This window comes from Dyella flagellata (assembly GCF_030160275.1).
GTDB classification, from domain to species: domain Bacteria; phylum Pseudomonadota; class Gammaproteobacteria; order Xanthomonadales; family Rhodanobacteraceae; genus Dyella_B; species Dyella_B flagellata.
In genome coordinates this window covers 103,848-127,894 of sequence record NZ_BSOA01000034.1, presented here as the reverse complement: position 1 = coordinate 127,894, position 24,047 = coordinate 103,848, and the positions used below count along the sequence as shown (strand labels likewise).

Annotated in this window: 16 protein-coding genes; 9 read left to right on the top strand and 7 right to left on the bottom strand. The window is 62.3% G+C overall.

From position 1 onward, the window contains the following. Nucleotides 1-2: 2 nt before the first annotated feature. Nucleotides 3-326, bottom strand: a complete 324-nt coding sequence (locus QQJ96_RS14895) for a YbjQ family protein (protein WP_126683637.1) — start codon at nt 324-326, stop codon at nt 3-5. Nucleotides 327-466: 140 nt separating this feature from the next. Here QQJ96_RS14895 and QQJ96_RS14890 point away from each other — a divergent pair, with 140 nt between their 5' ends. The 3 genes from QQJ96_RS14890 (at nt 467) to QQJ96_RS14880 (ending at nt 6,229) form a co-directional block, all read left to right on the top strand. After that, nucleotides 467-3,181, top strand: coding sequence for a M16 family metallopeptidase (locus QQJ96_RS14890; protein WP_284332804.1), 2,715 nt, complete (start codon nt 467-469; stop codon nt 3,179-3,181). 308 nt (nt 3,182-3,489) lie between these two features. Beyond that, nucleotides 3,490-4,440 (top strand): glycosyltransferase family 2 protein, encoded by a 951-nt coding sequence (locus QQJ96_RS14885; protein WP_284332803.1) that lies wholly within the window; start codon nt 3,490-3,492, stop codon nt 4,438-4,440. Nucleotides 4,441-4,447: 7 nt separating this feature from the next. After that, entirely contained in the window at nt 4,448-6,229 is a 1,782-nt protein-coding gene (locus QQJ96_RS14880; protein WP_284332802.1) for an ABC transporter ATP-binding protein, read from the top strand. A gap of 73 nt (nt 6,230-6,302) precedes the next feature. Here QQJ96_RS14880 and QQJ96_RS14875 read toward each other — a convergent pair whose 3' ends face one another. Continuing rightward, nucleotides 6,303-7,514 (bottom strand): MFS transporter, encoded by a 1,212-nt coding sequence (locus QQJ96_RS14875; protein ID WP_284332801.1) that lies wholly within the window; start codon nt 7,512-7,514, stop codon nt 6,303-6,305. Between the two features lie 115 nt (nt 7,515-7,629). Here QQJ96_RS14875 and QQJ96_RS14870 point away from each other — a divergent pair, with 115 nt between their 5' ends. Together QQJ96_RS14870 and ppk1 are read left to right on the top strand one after the other, a co-directional pair. After that, entirely contained in the window at nt 7,630-8,415 is a 786-nt protein-coding gene (locus tag QQJ96_RS14870; protein ID WP_284332800.1) for an AraC family transcriptional regulator, read from the top strand. Nucleotides 8,416-8,571: 156 nt separating this feature from the next. Further along, nucleotides 8,572-10,704, top strand: coding sequence for a polyphosphate kinase 1 (ppk1, locus tag QQJ96_RS14865; RefSeq protein ID WP_284332901.1), 2,133 nt, complete (start codon nt 8,572-8,574; stop codon nt 10,702-10,704). A 52-nt stretch (nt 10,705-10,756) separates the two neighbouring features. Here the strand turns inward: ppk1 and QQJ96_RS14860 are convergent, their stop codons facing one another. Continuing rightward, nucleotides 10,757-11,314 carry an NADPH-dependent FMN reductase gene (locus QQJ96_RS14860; protein ID WP_284332799.1) on the bottom strand — a complete coding sequence of 186 codons (558 nt, stop codon included), beginning with the start codon at nt 11,312-11,314 and terminating at the stop codon, nt 10,757-10,759. A 478-nt stretch (nt 11,315-11,792) separates the two neighbouring features. Here QQJ96_RS14860 and QQJ96_RS14855 point away from each other — a divergent pair, with 478 nt between their 5' ends. Further along, nucleotides 11,793-13,385 carry a sensor domain-containing diguanylate cyclase gene (locus QQJ96_RS14855; RefSeq protein ID WP_284332798.1) on the top strand — a complete coding sequence of 531 codons (1,593 nt, stop codon included), beginning with the start codon at nt 11,793-11,795 and terminating at the stop codon, nt 13,383-13,385. A 202-nt stretch (nt 13,386-13,587) separates the two neighbouring features. Here QQJ96_RS14855 and QQJ96_RS14850 read toward each other — a convergent pair whose 3' ends face one another. The 4 genes from QQJ96_RS14850 to QQJ96_RS14835 are packed head-to-tail and all read right to left on the bottom strand — an operon-like array spanning nt 13,588 to nt 18,153. After that, on the bottom strand, nt 13,588-15,858 hold the full coding sequence (locus QQJ96_RS14850; protein WP_284332797.1) for a thiamine pyrophosphate-dependent enzyme: 2,271 nt from the start codon (nt 15,856-15,858) through the stop codon (nt 13,588-13,590). A 43-nt stretch (nt 15,859-15,901) separates the two neighbouring features. Then, nucleotides 15,902-16,369, bottom strand: coding sequence for a nucleotidyltransferase family protein (locus tag QQJ96_RS14845; RefSeq protein WP_284332796.1), 468 nt, complete (start codon nt 16,367-16,369; stop codon nt 15,902-15,904). Continuing rightward, on the bottom strand, nt 16,366-16,938 hold the full coding sequence (locus QQJ96_RS14840; protein WP_404649130.1) for a GNAT family N-acetyltransferase: 573 nt from the start codon (nt 16,936-16,938) through the stop codon (nt 16,366-16,368). Before QQJ96_RS14840 ends, QQJ96_RS14845 begins: the two co-directional genes overlap by 4 nt. 45 nt (nt 16,939-16,983) lie before the next feature. Then, the gene (locus tag QQJ96_RS14835; RefSeq protein WP_284332795.1) at nt 16,984-18,153 is read right to left on the bottom strand and encodes an acyl-CoA dehydrogenase family protein; all 1,170 of its coding nucleotides are present in this window, start codon (nt 18,151-18,153) and stop codon (nt 16,984-16,986) included. Nucleotides 18,154-18,427: 274 nt separating this feature from the next. On the opposite strand from QQJ96_RS14835, the gene QQJ96_RS14830 reads away from it, so the two are divergent. The 3 genes from QQJ96_RS14830 (at nt 18,428) to QQJ96_RS14820 (ending at nt 24,047) form a co-directional block, all read left to right on the top strand. Next, a complete protein-coding gene (locus QQJ96_RS14830) occupies nt 18,428-19,312 on the top strand; it encodes a DMT family transporter (protein ID WP_284332794.1) in 885 nt (294 codons plus the stop codon). A 337-nt stretch (nt 19,313-19,649) separates the two neighbouring features. After that, on the top strand, nt 19,650-20,921 hold the full coding sequence (locus QQJ96_RS14825) for an efflux RND transporter periplasmic adaptor subunit (RefSeq protein ID WP_284332793.1): 1,272 nt from the start codon (nt 19,650-19,652) through the stop codon (nt 20,919-20,921). 18 nt (nt 20,922-20,939) lie between these two features. Beyond that, on the top strand, nt 20,940-24,047 hold the full coding sequence (locus QQJ96_RS14820; protein WP_284332792.1) for an efflux RND transporter permease subunit: 3,108 nt from the start codon (nt 20,940-20,942) through the stop codon (nt 24,045-24,047).

The window sequence follows — 24,047 nt, the reverse complement described above, 5'->3', positions numbered from 1 at the left end:
GCTCAGGTCGGTGGGTCCAGTACGACGGCGGTGCCATAGGCCACGATTTCGCTCATGGTCTGGCCGATTTCGGCCGAATCGAAGCGCATCATCACCACGGCGTTCGCGCCCATCAGCTTGGCGTTGGCGACCAGGCGATCGAGTGCGTGGCGGCGCGCTTCTTCCAGCATCTGGGTGTATTCGTGGATCTCGCCGCCGACCAGCGAACGCAGGCCCGCCATCACGTTGCCGCCGATACCGCGGCTGCGCACCACCACCCCGAACACTTGCCCCTTCACCTGGACCACCTGATGGCCCGGAACGTTCTCGGTCGTCACCACCAACATGGCTCACTCCCTTCGTGGAATTTTCACGCACGATACTCCGCCTTTGTCCTACATGCGCGTCTCATCCGGCACTTAGGCAGACGCGCAGCGCTGTGGCAACATCCCAGGCTCTACTGTTGCCGTTAAAAAGGATCCCCTAGATGATGTCGAGCCCGTTCAAGACATTGGCATGGAGCCTGCTGTTGGGCCTGGGCCTGGCGGGCGCGAGCGTTCCCGCCCGCGCCGACGCCCCCGCGGCCTCCAAAGCCGTCGCCAACGACGGCAATGTGCTGCGAACCACCCTCGACAACGGCATGCGCGTGGTGATCGTGCGCGAAACGCTTTCGCCGATGGTCACCACGCAAATCACCTATCTCGCCGGCGGCTACCAGACCCCGGTAGGCCTTCCCGGCACGGCGCACGCGCTTGAACACATGATGTTCCGGGATAGCCAGGGCATGACCGGCGCGCAGCTCAATGAAATGACCGGCAAGATGGGCGCCGACAACAACGCCTTTACCACCAACGATGCCACGCAGTACTACTTCGTGGCGCCGTCCAATTATCTGGACCTGCTACTGCACATCGAATCGACCCGCATGAACGGCGCCTTGCTCAACCAGCCGGACTGGCAGCGCGAGCGCGGCGCGATCGAGCAGGAGGTGTCGCGCGACATCTCGCAGCCGGAGTTCCTGGCCTTCCAGAAGGCCGAGCACATTCTCTACGCCGGCACCGGCTATGCCGACGACCCGCTCGGCACGCGTCCGTCGTTCGACAAGACCACCGCGCAAGACCTGCAAAAGTTCTACAAGGACTGGTACGCGCCGAACAACGCCCTGCTGGTGATCGTCGGCGACGTGGACCCGCAGCAGACGCTGGCGAAGGTACAACAGCTGTTCGGCAAGATTCGCAAGGGCAACGTACCCGCCCACCAGCCGCTGAAACTGCAGCCGGTAAAGCCGGAAACGATTGCCTCCACCACACCTCAAGGCACCGGCGCGGTGCAGTTCATGTACCGCATGCCGGGCATGATGGAAAAAAAAGACAACGCCGCCGCGCAGGTCCTGCTGGACGTGCTGACCAATGCGCGTAGCTCGCTTGCCCAACTGGCGGTACAAGGCAAGGTACTTAGCACCAGCGCGCAAATGCAGCCTTTCAGCTATGGCGGCGTCGGTGTGCTCGAAGTCGCCTTTCCCAAGGGCGGCAATGCGAGCCAGGCGCAAGCCGACCTGGATGGCGTGATCAACGAGCTGTTGAAGAACGGCGTGCCCGCCGACCTGATCGAGGCGTCCAAGCAATCGGAAATCGCGCAGGCCGAATTCAACAAGAACAGCGCGGTGACCCTCGCCAGCGCCTGGTCGCAGGCCATTGCATGGATGGGTCTCAATTCGCCGGAAGAGGCGGAAGAACAGATCCGCCAGGTCACGGTAGACGACGTCAACCGCATCGCGCGCCAGTACCTGAAGCCGGACGAGCGCGTCACCGTGGTGCTCACGCCCAACCCGAACGGCCAGCGTCCACCGGATAGCAACGGCTTCGGCGGCTCCGAATCCTTCAACAGCAACGAAAAGCTGGATGCTCCCCTGCCCGCATGGGCCGCGCAAAAGCTGAGCAAGCTGGAAATGCCGCGCTGGACGCTGGCGCCGGTGCAAATGCAGCTGGACAACGGTATTCGCCTGATCGTGCAGCCGTCGAACATCAGCAAGACGGTCACGGTGATGGGCCATGTCGACAACAATCCGAAGCTGCAGGAGCCGGCCGGCAAGGAAGGCGTAGCACGCCTGCTCGGTTCGCTGTTCGACTACGGTTCCACCACCTTGGATCGCAATGCCTTCCACAAGGCGCTGGACGATATTTCCGCCACCGAGAACGGCGGCACCGATTTCGGAGTGGCGGCGCTGAGCGAGCACTTCGATCGCGCCATGCAGTTGCTGGCCGACAACGAACTGCACCCTGCGCTGCCGCAGCAAGGTTTTACGGTGCAGCAGGAAACGCTGGCGCGCGCACTGGCCGGTGAAATGCAGTCGCCGCAGTACAAGATGATGAAGGCGCTACGCGCAGGCCTGCTGCCGGCGGGCGATCCGGATCTTCGGCTGCCTACGCCCGACACGATCGGAGCGTTGAGTTTGCAGGACGTCAAGGATTATCACGCCAAGACCTATCGCCCCGACCTCACCACCATCGTCGTGGTCGGTGACGTCACGCCCGAACTGGCCAAGGCCACCGTGGAACGCTACTTCGGCACATGGAAAGCACAAGGTACTAAGCCTGACGTGATCTCCAAGCCGGTCACGGTCAATCCTGCCGGCTACGCGGTGATCGATAACTCCTATGCCTCGCAGGACCAGGTGCTGATGGGCCAGATGCTCGACCTGACCATGCATAACCCGGATCGCTACGCCCTGCAGCTGGGCAACAACGTACTAGGCGGCAACGGTTTTGCCTCGCGCCTGATGACCGATATCCGCGTGAAGCATGGCTATGCCTACGGCGCGGGCTCGGGCATGCATTTCGACCGTTCGCGCTCGATCTTCTTCGTGCAGTACGGCAGTGATCCGGACAAGGTCGCTCCTGTCAACACGCTGATCCGCCAGAACTTGGGGCAGATGCAGACCACGCCGATCAAGCAGGACGAGCTGGAGAATGCACGCCAGTACGAGATCCGCTCCATTCCGGTGGGTGTATCGAGCATCAGCAGCATCACACGCTCGCTGCTCGACTGGGCCTGGCACGGCGAACCACTGGATCAGCCGATGGTGGCGGCAAAGCACTACCTCACGCTAACACCCGCGCAGGTGCAGGCAGCGTTCAAGAAGTATTTGAAGCCGGAGAACCTGATGCAGGTGGTGCAGGGACCGCCGCCGGCGAAGCATTGATACATGTCCATCCCGCTCCCTTGCGGAGCGGGATGGACGATAGAGGCCAGGGCTGGCCTAGAGACAGTGAAAAATTCCATGTAAATACATAGATTTACGCACATCCTGGCGTGACGTATACTCCATTTCGTGTTATGGAGGCTTAGGCCATGCATACCGCCAAAGTTTTCAAAACGGGGAATCCGCCGGCCTTCGACATGCCGGCTAACTCGGCCCAAGAACGCCCAGAAACATATCGGCGCCTGCGAAATCACCGGGACGCGCTATTCGCCCCGCCTGTCCTCCGACCAGCCTGATCGGGGAACATCATGCGACCTGTCGTCTCCATCATCGTGCCGATATTCAATCGCCTGCACTATCTGCGCGCTGCGGTCGAGTCGGTCTTCGCGCAGACCTTTCCGGATTGGGAGTTGATTCTTGCCGATGACGGCTCGGACTGCGAAACGATCGCGTACTTGCACCAACTGCAACAGCAACAACCGCGAGTCAAGCTACTGCGGCTCTCGCACTGCGGTAACGTCGCGGCCGTCCGCAACGCTGGGTTACGTGAAGCGTCCGGCGAATACATCGCTTTCCTCGATACCGACGACTTGTGGGCTCCCGCCAAGCTGGAAACACAGATCGCCTCCCTGCGTGCAAGCAGCGACCGGAAATGGAGCTACACCGGATTCCGCATGGTGGACGCATCACTGAACCCCCTGCCCAGGTCGCCGCAATTCAATGCGGCGGATGGCTGGATCATCGATGCCCTGATGAATGCTCAAACCACGATCGCTCAGTCGAGCGTAGTGGTCCGCCGGGACTTCTTCGATGAGGTCGGCCCGTATGACGAGTCGATGCGATGGTGCAGTGACTACGAGCTTGAGGCGCGTTTCGCGCTACGTGGCGCGGCAGATTGTATCGATCAGCCGCTCGTCATGGTCCGTCGCCACACAGAACACTGCTGTGACGATGTGAGTGCTTGCCAGGACGTCGTACAGGCGCTTAAGAAAATCCGTCGACACGCCACCGGCGCCCACACCCAGGCAATCTTGCGCAAGCGGCTCGCCATCGCTTCGGCATTCCTTGCGAGGAGTCAGGCAGTGCATGGATTCAAACTATCCGCTCTTGCCACAGTGCTTGGGAGCCCGCACTACTCGTGGCGTTACAGTCGGTGGTGGTTGACCGCGGCAGAAGCGAGCATGCGGGCACTGGCTCCAATATCCTTGCAGAACGTCCTGCGCCGGGCGCGTTACGCGCTCAGACTCCGGCACCTCTGAACCGGTCATGTCAACGATACTCGCTCTCTGGCGCCTGCTCGATCATCGTCAGCAGTGGCGGCTGATCTGGTTGCAACTGTTGTCGGTAGTGATGGCCATCTGTACGGTCGGCGGCATAGCCTCCGTCGTTCCTTTCTTCACCGCGCTCGCGAATCCGGACATCATCCGCCACAATGCGATCCTGCAAGCAATTTTCCGGCGCCTTGAGTTCAGCAGCGAGACTTCGTTCCTGATCGCTTTGGGAGTGGCCTTTGCCGGGACGGTCCTGCTATCGAACGTCGTGAATCTATTCGGGCAGCTGGCCATCAATCGGTTTGCTTACCAGGTCGGCGATACGCTTTACGTTCGCCTGTTCCATGGATACTTGTTACGCGACTACGCGTTCCATCTGCGTAACAACAGCTCGGTACTCGCCACCAAGGTACTGCACGAAACCGCGCGGGTGACATCAGGACTGCTTCAGCAAGGACTCCTACTAATAGCGAATGCCGTAACGATCCTCTGCGTCGTCGCCTCCATCGTGTTGCTCAATGCCCCGACCGCCGTGGGCGTATTTGCGGGGCTGGGCGTGATCTATGCGGTGATTTACGCCTTTGCCCGCGGGCAGTTGCTGCGCAATGGAGAGGCCGCGGGCCGATATGGCGCCGAGCGGGTCGCCACCGTCAATGAAAGTTTGGGTGCCATCAAGGAAATCCTCCTGATGCAGGGGCGCGAGCTGTTCGTGCAGCGATTCGCCAGGCAATGCAGAGCGTACTCGCGCGCGCTATTCAGCATCTTTGCTGTCTCGCAGAGTCCGCGATATATCCTCGAATGCGTGACTGTTATTTGCCTCGTTGGCATCGCCCTATATTTTCGCAGCCGCGCCGGTGCCACTGGCCCGTGGGTGGCGCAATTGAGCTTCGTCGGGTTTGCCGCATATCGACTGCTACCGTTGCTGCACCAGGCGTTTACCTCGGTGGTAAAGATTCGTGCCGATCACCCCGCATTCGTCAGCATCAACCTCGACATGCCCCGCTTCCCGCCTGAGGAGACGCCGGTTCCCAGCGAAACGGAACAGGCGATGTGGCACGGCAGACCACGCAAGGAAATACGCTTGCACGAGGTGTGTTTTCGCTATGCAGCCGACGGCCCGGCGGCGCTCCTGAACGTCTCGCTCGTCATTCCCGCAGGCTCGGTCGTAGGCTTCATAGGGCGCAACGGTTCCGGCAAGACGACCTTGCTCGATCTGGTCAGTGGATTGCTCGCGCCGCAATCGGGATGCATCGCGGTCGATGGAGCGACGCTCGATAGCGCGAATTGGAACGCGTGGCGCTCCACCATCGCCTATGTGCCGCAGCAAGCATTCCTACTCGATGCAACGTTTGCGGAGAATATCGCACTGGGCGTCCCCACCGAGCGAATCGACATCGCGCGTGTGGAGACGGCAGTGCGGCAGGCCTGCCTGGAGCAGTGCGTAGCCGCCTTCCCCAACGGCCTTCAGGAAAGGCTTGGCGAGCGCGGCAGCCGTTTGAGCGGTGGGCAGCGACAACGGCTAGCCATAGCGCGAGCGCTGTATCGCGATGCTTCGGTGTTGATCATGGATGAAGCGACGAGCGAGCTAGACATCGCCACCGAGAGCGAGATCGTCGAGATGCTCAACAAGTTGCGAGGCGACCGCACCATACTCGTCGTCGCGCATCGAACCCAGTCGTTGCGCTACTGTGATCTGATCTTCGAGCTGGAGGGCGGCAGGATGGTCCGCAGTGGAACTTATGGCCAGATCCTGGCATCGACCGGGGCGTTAGCTTAGGGATACCCTGATCCAGCGTGTAGGCTGGGATGACAATCCCAGCATCGGGATGCCGTGTGGAAAGCTGGGATTGTCATCCCAGCCTACGATGTTCCAAATCCGGCAAAAACACCGCCAGCACACCTATCAACGGCAAATACGCGCATAGCGAATACACGTAGCCGATGCCATGGGCATCTGCCACGCGCCCAAGCACCGCGGCGCCGATGCCCGCCATGCCGAAGGCAAGGCCGAAGAACAAGCCGGAGACCATGCCTACCCGTCCCGGGATGAGTTCCTGCGCATAAACCAGAATCGCCGAAAACGCGGACGACAGAATCAGGCCGATCAGCACCGACAGCACGCCGGTCCAGAACAGGTTGGCATGCGGCAAGGCCAGGGTGAACGGCGCCACGCCGAGGATCGACACCCAGATCACCCACTTGCGCCCGATCCGATCGCCCACCGGGCCGCCGATCAGGGAACCGACCGCGACGGCGAACAGAAACACGAACAGGTGCAGCTGCGCGGCCTGTACCGACAGGCCGAAGGTGTGCATCAGGTAGAAGGTGAAGTAGCTGCTGATGCTGGCGAGATAAAAATACTTGGAGAAGATCAGCAAGCCCAGGACAGCCAGGCACACGACCACCTTGCCGCGGCTCAACGCTTCACCGGGGACGTGGCGAATCGCCTGGCTGCGGCTGACGTGATGCAGCCGGTACCAGCGCCCCACCTGCAACAGCACCACCATCGCCAACAGCGCGGCCAGCGAAAACCAGGCGATACTGCCCCGCCCATGCGGCACGATGATCCACGCTGCCAGCAACGGCCCCAGCGACGAGCCGGTATTGCCGCCGACCTGGAACAGCGATTGCGCCAGCCCATGCTGCCCGCCTGAAGCTAGGCGCGCCACGCGCGAGGATTCCGGGTGGAACACCGAGGACCCTGTTCCCACCAGCGCGGCCGCCACCAGCAGCACTTGGAAATTCGGCGCAGTGGCCAGCAACAGCAGGCCGCACAGGCTGGAGCCCATGCCCACCGTCAGGGAGTAAGGCATCGGCTTGCGATCCGTCACGAAGCCGACCAGGGGCTGCAGCAGCGAAGCGGTCACCTGATACGTGAGCGTGATCAGGCCCACCTGGGCAAAGCTGAGCTGGAAGCCGCTTTTCAGCAGCGGATAGATGGCAAGAATCAACGACTGGATCATGTCGTTGAGCAGATGCGAAAAGCTGATCGCGCCCAGGATGGGGTAGTCCGTGCGCGAGGCGGTCGACGGCAGCGAAGCCGTTACGGCGGAGTTCTGCATAGTCCCTCGGGGATGGGGAAGCGGAAAAATTGCCAGACTGTAGTTGCCACCTTAAAGTAGCGACGAACGGCCTGCATGCATCATTGGGTCAACTTTTGTCGAAATTGGGCCAAATGTGAGAAATACACGGGTTGTCAGCTACGAGGACACACCTCGCGACGTCGTCGCCACCGGCAACGACTATCCAGGCGGCCTGGTCCTGCCCAGTCATCACCACAAACGCGCGCAATGCCTGTACGCAGTCACCGGTGTGCTCACCGTAATGACCAGCGAGGGAAGCTGGGTGGTGCCGCCTTACCGTGCGCTGTGGATTCCGGGCGGGGTCTCCCATGCTGTGCATATGGGCGGCCTGACCAGTACGCGTAGCGCCTACGTGCTCCCTGAAGTTGCCACCCAGGCTGGCCTGCCCACACGCTGCACGGTGATCAGCGTATCGCCGTTGTTGCACGCGCTACTGTCCGAAGCGGTGGACCTGCCCGCCGAGTACACGCTCGACAGTCGCGACGACTACCTGATGCGCCTGCTGGTGCAGGAAATCGCCCGCATGCCGGCGCTGCCCCTCAATACACCCTTGCCGCAGGACTCGCGGCTGGCGCAGTTGTGCCGGTCACTGCTGGCGTCGCCTTCGCTGGACGCCGATATCGACAGCATGGCCCGCAAGGCCGACATGAGCCGCCGCAACTTCACCCGCCTGTTCCGCGAGCAGACCGGCATGAGTTTCAGCGCCTGGCGCCAGCAGGCGTGCCTGATGGCCGCCCTGGTGCGCCTGGGTCGGGGACAATCGGTGACGCATGTAGCGATGGAGCTTGGATATAGCAGCACTAGCGCCTTTACCGCGGCGTTCCGGCGTACGCTGGGGGCTGCGCCTAGTCATTACCTCATCGCGGGTGACGCTTCCTGACTGTTTGAAGCCTGAAGCGCGTTTTTTTGCGCGACGTATGTCATAACGATGTCAACGCGGCCCCGCACTATGGCAAAGCCGTGGCATGCTGGGTGCTACGCACCAGCCATGAAATCCATGCATCGCCCGATCAGCAAACCCTATATCGAGGACGCCATGTCCGCAGCCACCCTGCCCAACACGGAAACCGCAGAAGCCGCGCCGGCGGTCGACCTCAACGACAAAGCGCATTACATCCACCGCGAACTGTCGCAGCTGCAATTCAACAACCGCGTGCTGGAGCAGGCGCTGGACGAGCGCACCCCGCTGCTCGAACGCTTGAAGTTCCTGCTGATTTTTTCCAGCAACATGGATGAATTCTTCGAGATCCGTGCGGCAGGCCTGAAAAGCCAGCTCGCGTTCGGGCACGAGATCGTGGGTCCCGACGGCATCCCGCCCAAGCAGGCGCTGAGCGAGATCAGCGAGATCGCCCATCGCCAGATCGCGCGCCAATATGCGATCCTCAACGAGCGCGTGCTGCCGGAACTGGACGGGCACGGCATACGTATCGTTCGCCGCGAAAACTGGTCGCCGGCGCAGAAGCGCTGGGTGCAGCGCTACTTCCGCCAGGAAGTGGCACCGATGATGACGCCGATCGGCCTGGACCCCACCCATCCGTTTCCGCTGCTGGTCAACAAGAGCCTCAACTTCATCGTCGAGCTGGAAGGCGTGGACGCGTTCGGGCGCGATTCGGGCCTGGCCATCCTGCCGGCGCCGCGCGTACTGCCACGCATCATGCGCCTACCGGACGATGTTTGCGAAGGCGGCGAAAATTACGTGCTGCTGTCCTCGATCATCCACGCTCATGCCGAAGAGCTGTTCCCCGGCATGGAAGTGCGCGGCTGCTATCAGTTCCGCCTCACCCGCAACGCCGACCTCACGATCGATCCGGAAGAAATGGACGACCTCGCCCGTGCCCTGCGCGGCGAGCTGTTCTCGCGCCGCTTCGGCGATGCCGTGCGCCTGGAAGTGGCCGACAACTGTCCGAAGAAACTCACCGACTACCTGCTCAAGCAGTTCGGCCTGACCGAGATGGAGCTGTATGAAGTCAACGGCCCGGTGAACCTCACCCGCCTGTTCGGCATCATCAACCGCAGCCAAAGCCCGCACCTGCAGTATCCGCCGTTCGTGCCGGCGATTCCCAAGGCGCTGAAGAAAGCCGAGGACCTGTTCCAGGTGATCAACAAGCAGGACGTCCTGCTGCTGCACCCGTACGAATCGTTTGCGCCGGTGGTGGATCTGGTGCGCCAGGCCGCGAAGGACCCGGACGTGCTCACCATCGAACAGACGCTGTATCGCACCGGCGCCACTTCGGAAATCGTGGATGCCCTGGTGGAAGCCGCGCGGGCCGGCAAGGAAGTGATCACGGTGGTGGAACTGCGCGCCCGCTTCGACGAGGAGTCCAACCTGAGCCTGGCGCAGCGCCTGCAGCAGGCCGGCGCGGTGGTGATTTATGGCGTGGTCGACGTGAAGACGCACGCCAAGATGATGCTGATCCAGCGCCGCGAAGGCCAGAAGCTGCAGCGCTACGCGCACCTGGGCACCGGCAACTATCACAGCGGCAACGCGCGCCTTTACACCGACTACAGCCTGCTTACCTCCGATCCGGCGCTGTGCGAGGACGTGCACAAGCTTTTCAGCCAGCTCACCGGCATGGGCAAGCTGTTGAAGATGAAGAAACTGCTGCATGCGCCTTTCACGCTGAAGAAATCGTTGCTGGACCTGATCGCGCGCGAAACCGCTCATGCCGAAGCCGGCAAGCCAGCGCACATGATCATCAAGATCAATGCGCTCACTGACGCAAAGGTGATCCGCGCGCTGTACAAGGCCAGCATGGCCGGCGTAAAGGTGGACCTGCTGGTGCGCGGCATGTGCTGCCTGCGTCCGGGCATTGCGGGCGTTTCGCAGAACATCCGCGTGCGCTCCGTTGTCGGCCGCTTCCTTGAGCACAGCCGCGTGTATTGGTTCGCCAATGACGGCGACGAACGCATGTATCTGGCGAGCGCGGACATGATGGAACGCAACCTGGACCGCCGCGTGGAAACCGGCTTTCCGATCGAGGACAAGAAACTACGCGCACGCATCCGCAAGGAACTCGATCTGTACCTGCTCGACAACACCACCACCTGGGAACTGCATACGGACGGCAGTTATGCACGACTGCACCCACTCGATGGGCAGGCGGCGCACGATGTGCAGCAACAGTTGCTGGAGAAGCATTGTGGCGTGGGGGCACCTGCGGCACCCTGATGGTGCCCATCGTCTTGTACCGGCGAAGGCCGAGGCAGAATGACGGTGGGGCTCATGCGTGCACGTGCCGCCTCACCCACTCCCCGTAACGGTCGACAAAACCCTGTAGAAACTTCTTCGTGCTTTCCACGCCGATATTCCCCTCGTCGTCGATCAGGCCGTCACTGAACTTCAGGAACACTTCCGGCTGCCCCATCAGTGGCACGTCCAGATAGGCCAGCACGTTGCGCAAATGCTGCTGTGCGAGCGCCGTACCCGTGGCGCCCACCGAAATACCGATCACCGCACCCGGCTTGTTGGCAAAGGCGTTGGTGCCGTACGGGCGCGAAGCGATATCAATGGCGTTCTTCAGTACGCCGGGGATCGAGCGGTTGTATTCGGGAGTGACGAACAACAGCGCGTCGGCTGCCTTGATCTGCGTCTTCAGCTGCTGGCAGACCGGCGGATACTCACTGTCGAAATCCTGGTTGTACAACGGCAAGTTGTCGATGCGCACGTGCTCGAACAACCACTCCGGCGACGCCAGCCGCTCTACCGCCTTGGCCAGTTTGCGGTTGAAGGAATCCTTGCGCAGGCTGCCCACCAGCACTGCCACCTTGATTGCAGACATGCCTTTCTCCTCTTAGGGATGCTCTGATCTATTCCACGTACCGCCGCCAGATCGCCAGGACCCTACCCCGGCAGCGCGTAACTTGGCGTGAGTTAGCCGCCACGTGCGTGGTCATGGCTTATGGCATGGGTCATGCATGAGAGTCTTTGTTACGCCGCCCAAAGGCGGTACCGTTCGATTTGGGGAGAGCCGGCTTTTATTCCGCCCTGGTCCAAAGGAAGCGACAGGTGATTGAACCTGCCTTGGCCGCCGCGGCAGCTGGCATAAAAAAAGAATCGGAAGCGCAGATTCACTTCAAGGAGCGGGGGTTGAAGCGTTGGGGCTGCTAGGGCACAAACTGAGCCGTAGGCGCGGGTGGCTGTGGGCCGCCCTGCCCCTGATTTGGCTGCTGTGGTCTACGCTGGCGGCGGCCGGCGCCAACGTGCCCTTAAGTGGCGCTTGGCGCGAAGCGGCGCGAGGGGACACTCCCGCGTCCATCATGGCCGCGTTCCGGCAAGGGGCACTGAAGACTTTCAATCCCTCGCTGCTGCAACGCTTTCCCCGCAATGCCATGGGCAGCTGGGTGGTGTTGCAACCTGAGGCAGCCGGCTCGGACGAGGAGCGCGTGCTGTCGATCTACCCTGCGCCGCTGGGCTCCGTCACCCTGTACGGCGAGCAAGGTTTCGTCCATACCTACGCCATAGCCGACTTCAACGATGCGTTCCACGGGCACGGCCGGCTCGCTTTTCGCCTCGCCCCCGGCCAGGCGCCCTTGGCGCCCATCCTGCTGAAACTGGAGCCCGACAACGGCGTGGCTGCTCCCGAACGCTTCGCCGTGCAAAGCATGGATGAATTCCTGCTCGCCGATTCCACCTGGCTCAGTTTTGCCACGGCCTGCTTCGCCGTCATGGTGACCATGGCGCTGATGGCCTTGTGCTTCGCCATCATGCTGCGTGACGTGACCTTCGCCTGGTATACCGGCTACATGCTTTGCTACGTGGTGGTGCAAGGCGTACAGACTGGCTTTCTGTTCCATCCGCTGGGGTTGGATTGGCTGGTCGGATCCGAAGTGCTGGTGGGTGCCTCGGCAGTAGCGCTGTCGGTATCGTTCGCGTCGCTGTTCATCAGCCGCTTCTGCGACGTCCAGCGTTACGCGCCGGCTTTGCAGGTACCGGTGATAGCGCTGGGTTTTGCCATGCCGCTGATCGTGGTGCTGCGCTGTACTGGTATCGATGCGCTGGTGATGATGGCGCAGACCTTGGTGAACCCGGTGCTGATACTCGGCGCCTTGCTGCTGCTCGTCACCGCGTTGCTGACGGGTGTGCGTGGCTCACGCCCGGCCTGGTTCTTCCTCGCCGGCTGGACGCCCTTGCTGGTGCTTACGGCCATGACCAGCGCCCAGGCCACCGGTGCCCTGCCGAGCCTGGACTGGCTCAATGACGCGAGCATCGGCATGGGTGCGTTCGAAGCCATCGTGCTGTCGCTGGGCCTGGCCGATCGCGCGCTCACCATGCGGCGCGATCGCGCCAGCGTGCAAGTGCTGGCCGATCGCGACGCCCTCACCAATATCCTCAATCGCCGCGCCTGGACCGAAGCGGCCAACCGCATGCTGGCGGAAACGGCCAACACGGAGCGTCCGGTCGCCCTGCTGTTTCTGGACCTGGACCACTTCAAGATGCTCAACGACCTGCAAGGCCACGCGGCCGGCGATCGCGCCCTGGTCGCCGTGGCCCAGATGATGAGCGATGAACTGCGCCCCACCGATGTGCTTGGCCGCTATGGCGGCGAGGAGTTCGTCGCCATGCTGCACGATGTCAACCAGGAGCAGGCCCTGCAGGTAGCGACCCGGCTATGCCGGCGCGTGCATCGGCTGGAAATCCCGATTGTCCGCGATGACCTGCGCTTGAGCGTGAGCATCGGCCTGGCGATGCGCAGCCTCGGCGACACCCTCGACACGATGGTCGAGCGCGCGGACCAGGCGATGTATTACGTGAAGCTGCACGGACGCAACCAGGTGCATGCGTATGAGCGGCGAACGGAGATGTACGGCGCGCAGCGGCCGAAGACGAATTTTACGCAAGATTCCCCATAAACAACTCCCTCCCCTGCTTGGCAGGGGAGGGTTGGGGTGGGGTTGCATGAGCTTGCCGCCATGTTTGAGTCTACCGCGAGGTTGCTTCACCCCACTCCGGTCCATACACCTACTACACGTAGGGGAGGGAGAGTATTCGCGCAGCTGAGACATAGCGCGAATCAGGGGCCCCGGGGAGAGGAGTGAGGGCCAAGCGTACTGCTTATTCCCGGGCCCCCAGCTTCTTCGCCGCCGCCACTACTTCCGCATCCCCTGGCAATACCAGGAACGCCGCGCCAGCCAATGGCGTATAGGTATCCGCCCCCACAACGCGCTCCAGTGGCGTGCTGCCAAAACCGGCCTCTACCACCGCGGTGATGATGCCTTCGCCCACGCCCGCGCTCTTGCGGCCCTCATCCAGCACCAGGATGCGCTTGGCGCTTTTCGCCTGCGCGGCAATGAAGGCATCGTTGAGCGGCGCCAGCCAGCGCAGGTCGACCACGCGTACTTTCCAGCCGAGTTCCTGCTCGATGCTGCGCGCCGAACGCAAAGCCATCGGCACGCCGTTGCCGAAGGTGAAGATCACCAGGTCGTCGGCATCCGCGTCGTAAATGCGGCCTTCGCCCAGCGGCATCGCCTCGCCCGGTGCGGGATAGGCGAACTGCCACTGGCCATCGCCAGCCGCGTAGAGGTCCTTGGTCATGTACAACGCGATCGGCTCCAGGCAGGCACAGACGCGTCCGTCCACCTTCGCCAGCGCCATCATCGTGCGCAGCATGGTGGCTGCGTCATCGCCGCGGCTGGGACAACCGACGACCAGGCCCGGAATATCGCGCAGTGCCGCGATCGAATTGTCGTTGTGGAAATGACCGCCAAAGCCGCGCTGATAACCCAGCGACGCGACGCGCATCAGCAGCGGGTTGCGGTACTGGTTATTGGAGAAGAACTGCAGCGACGCCGCTTCGCCGCGGATCTGATCGCAGGCGTTGTGGAAGTACGCCAGGTACTGGATTTCCGGAATCGGCAGCATGCCCATATTGGCGTAGCCCTGGGCCAGGCCTAGGATGACCGTTTCATCCAGCAGCGTGTTGAACACGCGGTTGCCCTTGAACGTTTTTTGCAAGCCCTTGGTGACGGTATATACGCCGCCCTTCTGCGCGACGTCCTCGCCGAACAGCAGCGATTCGGGGTACTTCGCCATCAGCTCGTGCAAGGCCTGGTTGATCTGGATCGCCAGGTGCCGCGGAGGCTGTTTTTCCGGCAGCTTGTCTTCGCCGCCGAACACGGCCACGCGCTTGTCCTGGTAGTCGGCACGTTCGGCTTCGGCTTGCACTTTGTCCGGCGTGTAGGGCGCCAGGGGCGCCATGACCTCGTCCAGGGTTTGCAGCCGTGGACGCCGATCGGCGTCTTCAGCCGCGGCAAAGCAACGCTTGCGGGTGGCATCGTTCAAGGCCAGCAATTCGTCCTTGCTGTACAGGCCCGACTCCAGCGCAATGGCGGCGGAACGCAGCAAGGGATCGGAAGCCTCCACCGCCACCAGCTCTTCGATGCTGCGCCACTCGATTTCGAAATCGGTGCCGGCATGGCCCATGATGCGCGTGGTCTTCAGATGCAGGAACGTGGGGCGGCGTGTGCCGCGGCAATGATCCACCGCGCGCTGCACTTGCTCGTAACCGCTCGCCAGATCCAGGCCGTCGGCAAAGAAATAGTCCAGATCGCGGCGATGCTGGAAGTTGTTCGCCACCCAGCCGCTGGGCGTCTTCACTGAGATGCCGATGCCGTTGTCTTCGCAGACGAACAGCACCGGCGCGGGCAGCTTCTGATAAGCCGTCCATGCCGCCGCATTGAAAGCCGTTTGCGCAGTAGCGTGATTGCTGGACGCATCGCCGAACGAGCAGATGGCGATCGAATCGGCCGGAATCGGCAGCGCATGGCCGATGCGTCGCGCCTGCTCGATTGCGACCGCCGTGCCCAGCGCCTTGGGCAGATGCGAAGCGATGGTGGAGGTTTGCGGCAGTACCCACAGCGGTTTGCTGCCCCATACCTTGTGGCGGCCGCCGGAAGCAGGATCTTCCTGACTGGCGGCGAACGACAGCGCCGAGTCCATCACCGGATCCATGCCCGGCAGCTTGCGGAAGCGCTCCGCCATGAAGCCGCCCGAACGGTAATGTAGGAAAGCCGGATCAGTATGCCGCGTAAGCCGCGCCACCATCGCATTGCCTTCATGGCCGGAACTGCCGATGGTATAGAACACTTTGTTCTGCACGCGCAGCACGCGCGCCATCAGGTCCAGATGACGCGAGATGAGCTGCGATTCCAGCAATTGGCGAAAACCATGGGCATCGAGCGCGCTGCCCGGCAAAACAGGTTCGTTATCGCGTGGGCAAGCACGGACTTCGCCTTGCCAGAGCTGCACGAACTCGGTGAAGTTCTGGTCGACGATCTCGGCGCGGTTAAAGCCCTTGTGACGGGCGGCGATGGGCGTTGAGGACATAGGGCTTAAGTTCTCTGCTTTTGATCGGTTGGCGCGCCGTTGCTTATAAGGCGCGCAGTAGTTCCGCGCGCGCCCGGTCTTTGGGACGGTCGAAACTTTCCAGTATTCGAATCTGTTCTGCACGTGACGGGATCGGCACGGCGATATCGGCTACCTGCACGTGCACGATCTCGTTTACGCGGACCGGCCGCCAGCCGCCAGCCTGGTTCAATTCAAGGCCGCCCATCACTTCGAGCGGCATGCCGGGAAAGCGGAAGCGCGCAAAATGGGAGCGGAAGCGATCGGCACCGGCAGGCGTATACGAGCTATCCAACCGCGACGGCCACAAAGCTGTCAGCCGCTGCGCATCCGCAGCGCTGGTCAGCAAATCGAGGTCAGCCACCTCCGCCGGGGCGCCGGCTAATGCGCAGGCCGCGCTGCCGATCACTACCCAAGGATCAAGGCAATGCGCGTGCAACAGCGGCACGCTCGCTGCAATCACTTCGCGCAATGCCGGACCTAGCTGCATCATCGGCGGCTCAACCAGTCTTCCCGCGTCTGTCCCCAGATTTCGGCGACGACGTCCTGATAGGGTTCGGGCAGGTTCGAATGGCGCAGAAAGCGGGAGCCCAGGCGCTGCGCCAAGGCAATCGACGGGTAGTTGTCCGAATTGATCGAGTGGATCACTTCCGTCCAGCCCAGATGCGCAAAGGCCCAATCGATGGTGGCTGCCGCCCCTTCATAGGCATAGCCCTTACCCCAGGCCTCGCGCGCCAGGCCCCAGCCCACCTCGGTGCCCGGCCAGCCCTCCGGATGCCAGGGGCCGAGGCGGCCGATCCAGCGGCCGGTGGATTTTTCCACCACCGAGAACATCGAGAAACCTTGCACCATCCAGGCGCCCGCCAACGAGAGAAAACCGCGCCACGCCACGGCACGTGGCTGCACGCCGCCGATAAAGTGAGCCGCTTCGGGGTCGGCCATGTTGGCGGCGTACGCTTCGAAGTCCGCCTGGATGGGCGGGCGCAGGAGCAGGCGCTCGGTTTCGATGATGCGATGATCGTGGATCGACACGGTGGGCTCCCCGGCTGCGTTGTGCTTCACCGGCCGTCATTCCCGCCCAAGCGGAAATGACGGCGGAGAAATACATCAGAACGCGTTGATGCCGGTCAGCTCGCGCCCCACCACCAGCTGATGCACCGTCTCGGTACCTTCATAGGTGATCACCGATTCCAGGTTCAGCGCGTGGCGGATCGCCGAATGCTCCACTGTGATGCCGGCGCCACCGAGCATGTCGCGGCAATCGCGCGCGATGTCGAGCGCCATGCGCACGTTGTTCCATTTCGCCAGCGAAACCTGGGTAGGCTCCATCTTGCCGGCGTCTTTGAGGCGCCCCAACTGCAGCGACAGCAACTGCGCGGTGGTGATGCGGCGGGCCATATCGGCCAGCTTCAGCTGGATCGCCTGGTTGGCCGCCAGCGGACGGCCGAACAGCACGCGCTCCTGCGTGTAATCGATCACTTCCTTCAAGCATGCCTGCGCGGCGCCGATCGGACCCCAGGTGATGCCGTAGCGGGCTTGCGTGAGGCAGCCAAGCGGGCCTTTAAGGCCTTTCACGTTCGGCAAGCGCTGCGCGTCGGGGACGCGCACGTTGTCGAGGAACAGCGCCGAAGTGACGGAGGCACGCAGGCTCATCTTCTTGTGCACTTCCTGCGCGGTGAAACCCTTGCTGTCGGTGGGCACGATGAAGCCCTGGATGCCGTCGTCGGTTTGCGCCCACACGATCGCGATGTGCGCCAGATTGCCGTTGGTGATCCACATCTTGGCGCCGTTGATGATCCAATCGCCGCCGTCCTTCTTGGCGTTGGTCTTCATGTTGGCCGGATCGGAGCCGCCGTGCGGCTCGGTCAGGCCGAAGCAGCCGATGATCTCGCCCGCCGCCATTTTCGGCAGGTACTGCATCTTCTGCTCTTCGTTGCCGTAGGCGTAGATGGGATACATGCACAGCGAGCTTTGCACCGAGGCGAAGCTGCGCAGGCCCGAATCGCCGCGCTCAAGCTCCTGGCAGATCAAGCCGTAGCTGACGCCGTTCATGCCGGCGCAGCCGTATTTTTCCGGGATGGTGGCGCCGAGCAGGCCGAGGCTGGCGATTTCCGGAATCAGCTCGCCGGGAAAACGCCCCTGGTCGAAGCAGTCGCCGATGATGGGCAGCACCCGTTCGTCAACGAAGCGCCCCACGGTGTCCTGCACCATGCGCTCTTCGTCGCTGAGCAGGGAACGGACGTCATACAGGTCGAGCGGGTTCAAGCGAGCGGCCATAGGGATTCCGGGAAACGGTCGGGGAAGCCCTATAGTGTAGCGGGGGGCCTTGACGGTGGTCACGCCGGGGTGCAGCAGCGGCCGTCAGCCTGGCGCAAACGGCGATCCAGGGGCTCGGCGGCCTTAAGGGAACCCCCTCCCCCTGAGCATTGTCATTCCCAGACTGCACGGTATCCTGCCCCGGGTTTGCATCGATTCCCCCCACCCCCGTCCGAATCATCAAAAACGGCCTCATTACACAGGTTGAAAGCCGCTGTCACTCTTCGGAATCCGCATGATCAAAGGCATCCTTCTCGGCTTCGCCAGCTTTGCGGCCTATGCGATCAGCGATGCATTCGTCAAATCGTTGCATGGCTCGATCCCGCCCTACGAATCGGTGTTCTTCGGCGCCGTATTCGGCCTCGCGGCGCTGCCTTTCATCATGAAAAACGGGGACCGCTGGCGCGATGTGGTGATAGCGCAGCGCCCTTCCCTGTGGTGGGTACGCGCGGCGGCAGGCGCTATCGGCAACATCACCTCGGTCATGGCCTTCACGCTGCTGCCAATGGCCGAAGTGTTCACGATGATCTTCCTGATGCCGATCTTCGTGACCATCCTGTCGGTGATTTTTCTGAAAGAGCACGTCGGCTGGCGCCGCTGGTCGGCGGTGACGGTCGGGTTTGCCGGCGTACTGGTGGTCTTGCGTCCGGGCTTTCGCGCACTGGGCCTGGGTGACATCGCCGCCCTGGTATGCGGTTTGTTCGCCGCGGCCTCGGTGGTGGCGCTGCGCATGGCCGGCCCGCACGAGAAGCGCATCAGTCTTTATGGCGCCGGCGTGATCGGGCCACTGATCATCGGCGGCCTGCTGATGCTGCCGCATTTCCGCTGGCCGCATCTGCATGAATGGAGCCTGCTCGCGGGCTACGGCCTGCTAGCCGCATTGGCCGGCGTGCTGCTGATGTACGCAACCTTGATCGCGCCCGCCAACCGCGTGGCGCCCACGCAATATAGCCAGATGCTGTGGGCCATCGGGCTCGGCTACTGGTTGTTCGGCGACAAGCTCGACTGGCCGATGCTGATCGGCATCGTGATGATCCTCGGGGCCGGCCTGTTCACGCTGGTACGCGAAGAGAAAGTCACGCCCTGGTGGCGGCGGCAGAAGATCGTGCTCGGCGAATAATGAAGAGCTTGGAACCGGGATGGCCATCCCTGCGGACAGTGCCATCTAAGTCCTGCCTAAGGCATGGTAGCTATTTTGGTGCAGCACGCACTTGCGACGCCCGCTAGCACAGTATGGAGCGCGTAAAAACCCCCGAATGACACGTTTTTGCCCATTAGTGATCCGCAAGCTGAAAACCTGACGACACCAGACAGTGTCAACCATGAAAGCGACGGGCCGTTAAGGAACAATCCGACCGTCGCGTTGACGGACACCTGCAGCCCAAACCGCTGTTGGCCTGCATATCAATACTGAAAGTGCTCTTGCTTGGGTCAAGAGCCGGCATCTGGAGATGGTTATGAGTGCGGATACTCCGCGAACAGCCGGGCACTCGCGCAGCACGCGCGGCTTGTGGATCACCGTGGTGGTCGTTGCAGCAGTCATCGCCCTGGTGCTGTTCCACCTGTTCAACCGCCCGAAGGCGCGAACCGGCGTGCCATCGCAAGTGGTGAGCGTTGCCACCGCCACGCCGGGCGACATGCCCCAGATCATCAATTCGCTTGGTACGGTTACGCCGCTGGCCACGGTCACCGTCCTGCCGCAATTGAGCGGCTACCTCACCGAAGTCGCCTACCAGGAAGGCCAGGACGTGAAGAAGGGGCAGTTCCTGGCGCAGATCGATCCGCGCCAATACCAGATCAGCAAGCAGCAGGCCGAGGCCCAATTGGCCAAGGACCAGGCTACGCTGGATCAGGCCCGCACCGATCTGGGCCGCTATACGCAGCTCTACCAGAAGAAATCGATTGCCGAGCAGACGTACATGGACCAGAAGTTCCTGGTCCAGCAATCCGCGGCGGCGGTGAAGTCGGACCAGGCGAGCATCGCGCAATTCGATCTGGACCTCGCTTACTGCCATATCACCGCGCCGGTCGATGGCAAGGTGGGCCTGCGCCTGGTCGATCCGGGCAACTACGTCACGCCATCGAGCTCGACCGGGATCGTGGTGATCACCACGATGAAACCCACCACGGTGCAGTTCACCATTCCACAGAATTCGCTCGGCAAGGTGCTGGAGCGTTTCAACGCCGGCGCGAAGCTGTCGGTGACGGTATTGAACAGCGACAACACCAAACAGCTCGCCATCGGCTCGCTGTATGCCATCAGCAATCAGATGGCGACCAGCACGGGTACGGTCACGCTGCGCGCGACCTTCCCCAACGACGACGAACAGCTGTATCCGAACGAATTCGTCAACGCGCAATTGCTGGTCAATACCCTGCATAACGCTGTGCTGGTGCCGACTCCCGCGGTCCAGACCGGCGCACCCGGCGATTACGTGTTCCTGGTCAATGGCGATGACACGGTGTCGGTGCACAAGGTGACGCTCGGCCCCAGCGACGGCAAGTTCACCGCGATCCTCGCCGGTCTTGCCGCCGGCCAGACGGTGGTGACCGACGGCACGGACCGCTTGAGCGATGGCGCAAAAATCCGCATCGCGAAGCCTGGCCCCGCCGGATCGAGCAGCACCGGCGAGCCGGCTTCACCGTCTTCGTCCAGCCCATCGCATGGAGGTGGCAAGAGGAGGCGCAGCTCCGGTTCGAATGCCGGCTCCACCTCTTCCGCGTCGTGATCGACAGGCGTTGATCGGATGAATATCTCCCGCCTGTTCGTGCTCAGGCCCGTGGCGACATCGCTGCTGATGATCGCCCTGGTGCTGGTGGGCCTGGTGGCCATGCGCTTCTTGCCGGTGTCGTCGCTGCCCAGCGTCGACTATCCGACCATCCAGATCCAGACCTTCTATCCGGGCGCGAGTCCGTCCGTGATGGCCACTACGGTGACCGCGCCGCTGGAAGTGCAGCTGGGCCAGATTCCAGGCCTGCAGCAGATGACGTCCAGCAGCTCCGCCGGAGCGTCGGTGATCACCTTGCAGTTCAATCTCGCGCTCAATCTCGATGTGGCCGAGCAGAACGTGCAGGAGGCACTCAACGCGGCCAACAGCCTGCTGCCTAGCGGACTGCCGGCACCGCCGACGTATGCCAAGGTGAATCCTGCCGACCAGCCGATTCTCACGCTGGCGGTGACGTCCAAATCGATGTCGCTGACGCAATTGCAGGACGTCGCGAACAACCGCCTGGGCACCAAGATCTCCGAAGTGTCCGGCGTGGGCCTGGTAACGCCTTCCGGTGGCAACGTGCCGGCCGTGCGCGTGGAAGCCGATCCGCAGAAACTTGCTTCCTATGGCCTCAATATCGACGACCTGCGTTCGTTGCTGGCCAACGTCAACGTGAGCCAGCCCAAGGGCAACTTCGACGGTCCGGACCTGGACTACACCATCAACGGCAATGACCAGATCCAGGATCCGAAGGATTACCTTGACACGGTCGTCTCCTACCAGAACGGCGCGCCGGTCTATCTGCGCGACGTCGCGCGCGTCACCCAGTCAGCACAGAACACCGAGCAAGGGGCCTGGTACAACACTACACCGGCCATCGTGCTGAACGTGCAACGCCAGCCCGGCGCGAACGTGATAGCCACGGTCGACCAGATCAAGCGCATCCTGCCCGAACTCGAATCCACGCTGCCGGCGGGCATGCATGTGTCGATCGTCAACGACAGCACCGGCGAGATCCGCGCCTCGGTGGCCGATGCGGCCTTCGAGCTGGTGCTGGCGGTGATCCTGGTGGTGCTGGTGATCTTCGTGTTCCTGCGCAATCTGCCGGCCACCATCATTCCCAGCATTTCCGTACCGGTGTCGCTGATCGCCACCTTGGCGATGATGTACGAGCTCAACTATTCCATCGACAATCTTTCGCTGATGGCGCTGATCATCGCCACCGGTTTCGTGGTGGACGACTCGATCGTGATGATCGAGAACATCGTGCGCTACCTGGAGGAAGGCGAAACGCCCCTGAATGCCGCCTTGACCGGTGCCGGGCAGATCGGCTTCACCATTGTGTCGCTCACCGTGTCGCTGATCGCCGTACTGATCCCGCTGCTGTTCATGGGCGGCGTGATTGGCCGCCTGTTCAGCGAATTCGCGGTCACTCTCGCGGTGACGATCGTGATCTCAGGCGTGGTGTCGCTCACGCTCGTACCCATGCTGTGCGCGCGCATCCTGCGTGCGCAGGCCGAACGCCACCCGAGCCGATTCGAGCAGATCAGCGAAGGGCTTTTCAACAAGCTGCTGCATGCTTACGAGCGTGGCCTGCGCTTGGTGATGAACCACCAGACCGCGACGCTGGCCACCTTCCTGGTGACGCTGGCATTCACCGTCGTGCTGTATGTGGTGATCTCCAAGGGGCTGTTCCCTGTGCAGGACGTGGGCGTGCTGCAAGGCATCAGCATTGCCGACAACTCGGTGTCCTACAGCACCATGGTGGATCGACAGGCGCAGTTGGCCGAAGCAATCCTGAAGGACAAGGACGTTACCAACCTCACTTCGTATGTGGGTATCGACGGCGCCAACACCACGCTCAACAACGGCCGTTTCCTGATCAACCTCAAGCCACGTGACGACCGCTCCGACAGCGCCGCCGAAATCGCGCGACGCATCCAGGACGAAGTGGCGCACGTGCCCGGCATCAAGCTGTATCTGCAACCGGAGCAGGATCTGACGCTGGATACCACGGTGTCGCCGAACCAGTACCAGTTCGTGCTGCGCGGACCCAGCCAGCAGGCGTTCCAGCAATACGTGCCGGCACTTCTTGCGCGCATGAAGCGGATCGGCTCGATCACCGACGTCACCAGCGATTTGAACAATGAAGGACTCAGCGTCAACGTCAACGTGAACCGCCAGCTCGCGGCGCGTTTCGGCATTACCGCTGCCACCATCGACAATGCGCTCTATGACGCGCTGGGCCAGCGCATCGTGTCGACCATTTTCAACCAGTCGAACCAGTACCGCGTGATCCTGGTCGCCAAGCCGGAAAAATTGCCGACACTGGCATCCCTGGGTGACCTGTACCTGCCCAGTCAGACCACCAGCAGCGGCCAGGTGCCGCTGAAAGCCATTGCCAAGATCGAGGTGGCCAAGTCGCCGCTGGTGATCAGCCACCTGGCGCAGTTCCCGGCAGTGACCATTTCGTTCAACCTGGCCAACGGGGCATCCTTGAGCAAGGCGGTGAAGGAGATCGGCCAGGCCGAACAAGCGGTGAAGCTGCCGTCGTCGATCACTTCTTCGTTCCAGGGCGCGGCGCAGGCGTTCCAGGATTCGCTGTCCAGCGAGGTCTATCTGCTGATCGCCGCACTGGTGGCAGTGTATATCGTGCTGGGCGTGCTGTATGAAAGCTTCATTCATCCCGTAACGATCCTCTCGACCTTGCCTTCGGCAGGCATCGGCGCCCTGCTGGCCCTGATGGTCGCCGGCGCCGACCTGGACATCATCGGCATCATCGGCATCGTGCTTTTGATCGGCATCGTGAAGAAGAACGCGATCATGATCGTGGACTTTGCGCTCGAGGCCGAACGCGATCACGGCAAGCCGCCGGCAGAAGCGATCTTCGAAGCTTCACTGCTGCGTTTTCGCCCGATCCTGATGACTACGCTGGCGGCGATGCTCGGCGCGCTGCCGATGCTGCTCGGCACCGGCACCGGCTCGGAACTGCGCCAGCCGCTGGGCCTGGCCATCATCGGCGGCCTGATGCTCAGCCAATTGCTGACGCTATTCACCACGCCAGTGATCTATCTGTTCTTCGATCGGTTGGCACAGCGTTTCAATCGCAAGCCGTCGCTGGCGGCTGGAGATAGAACGCCCTAG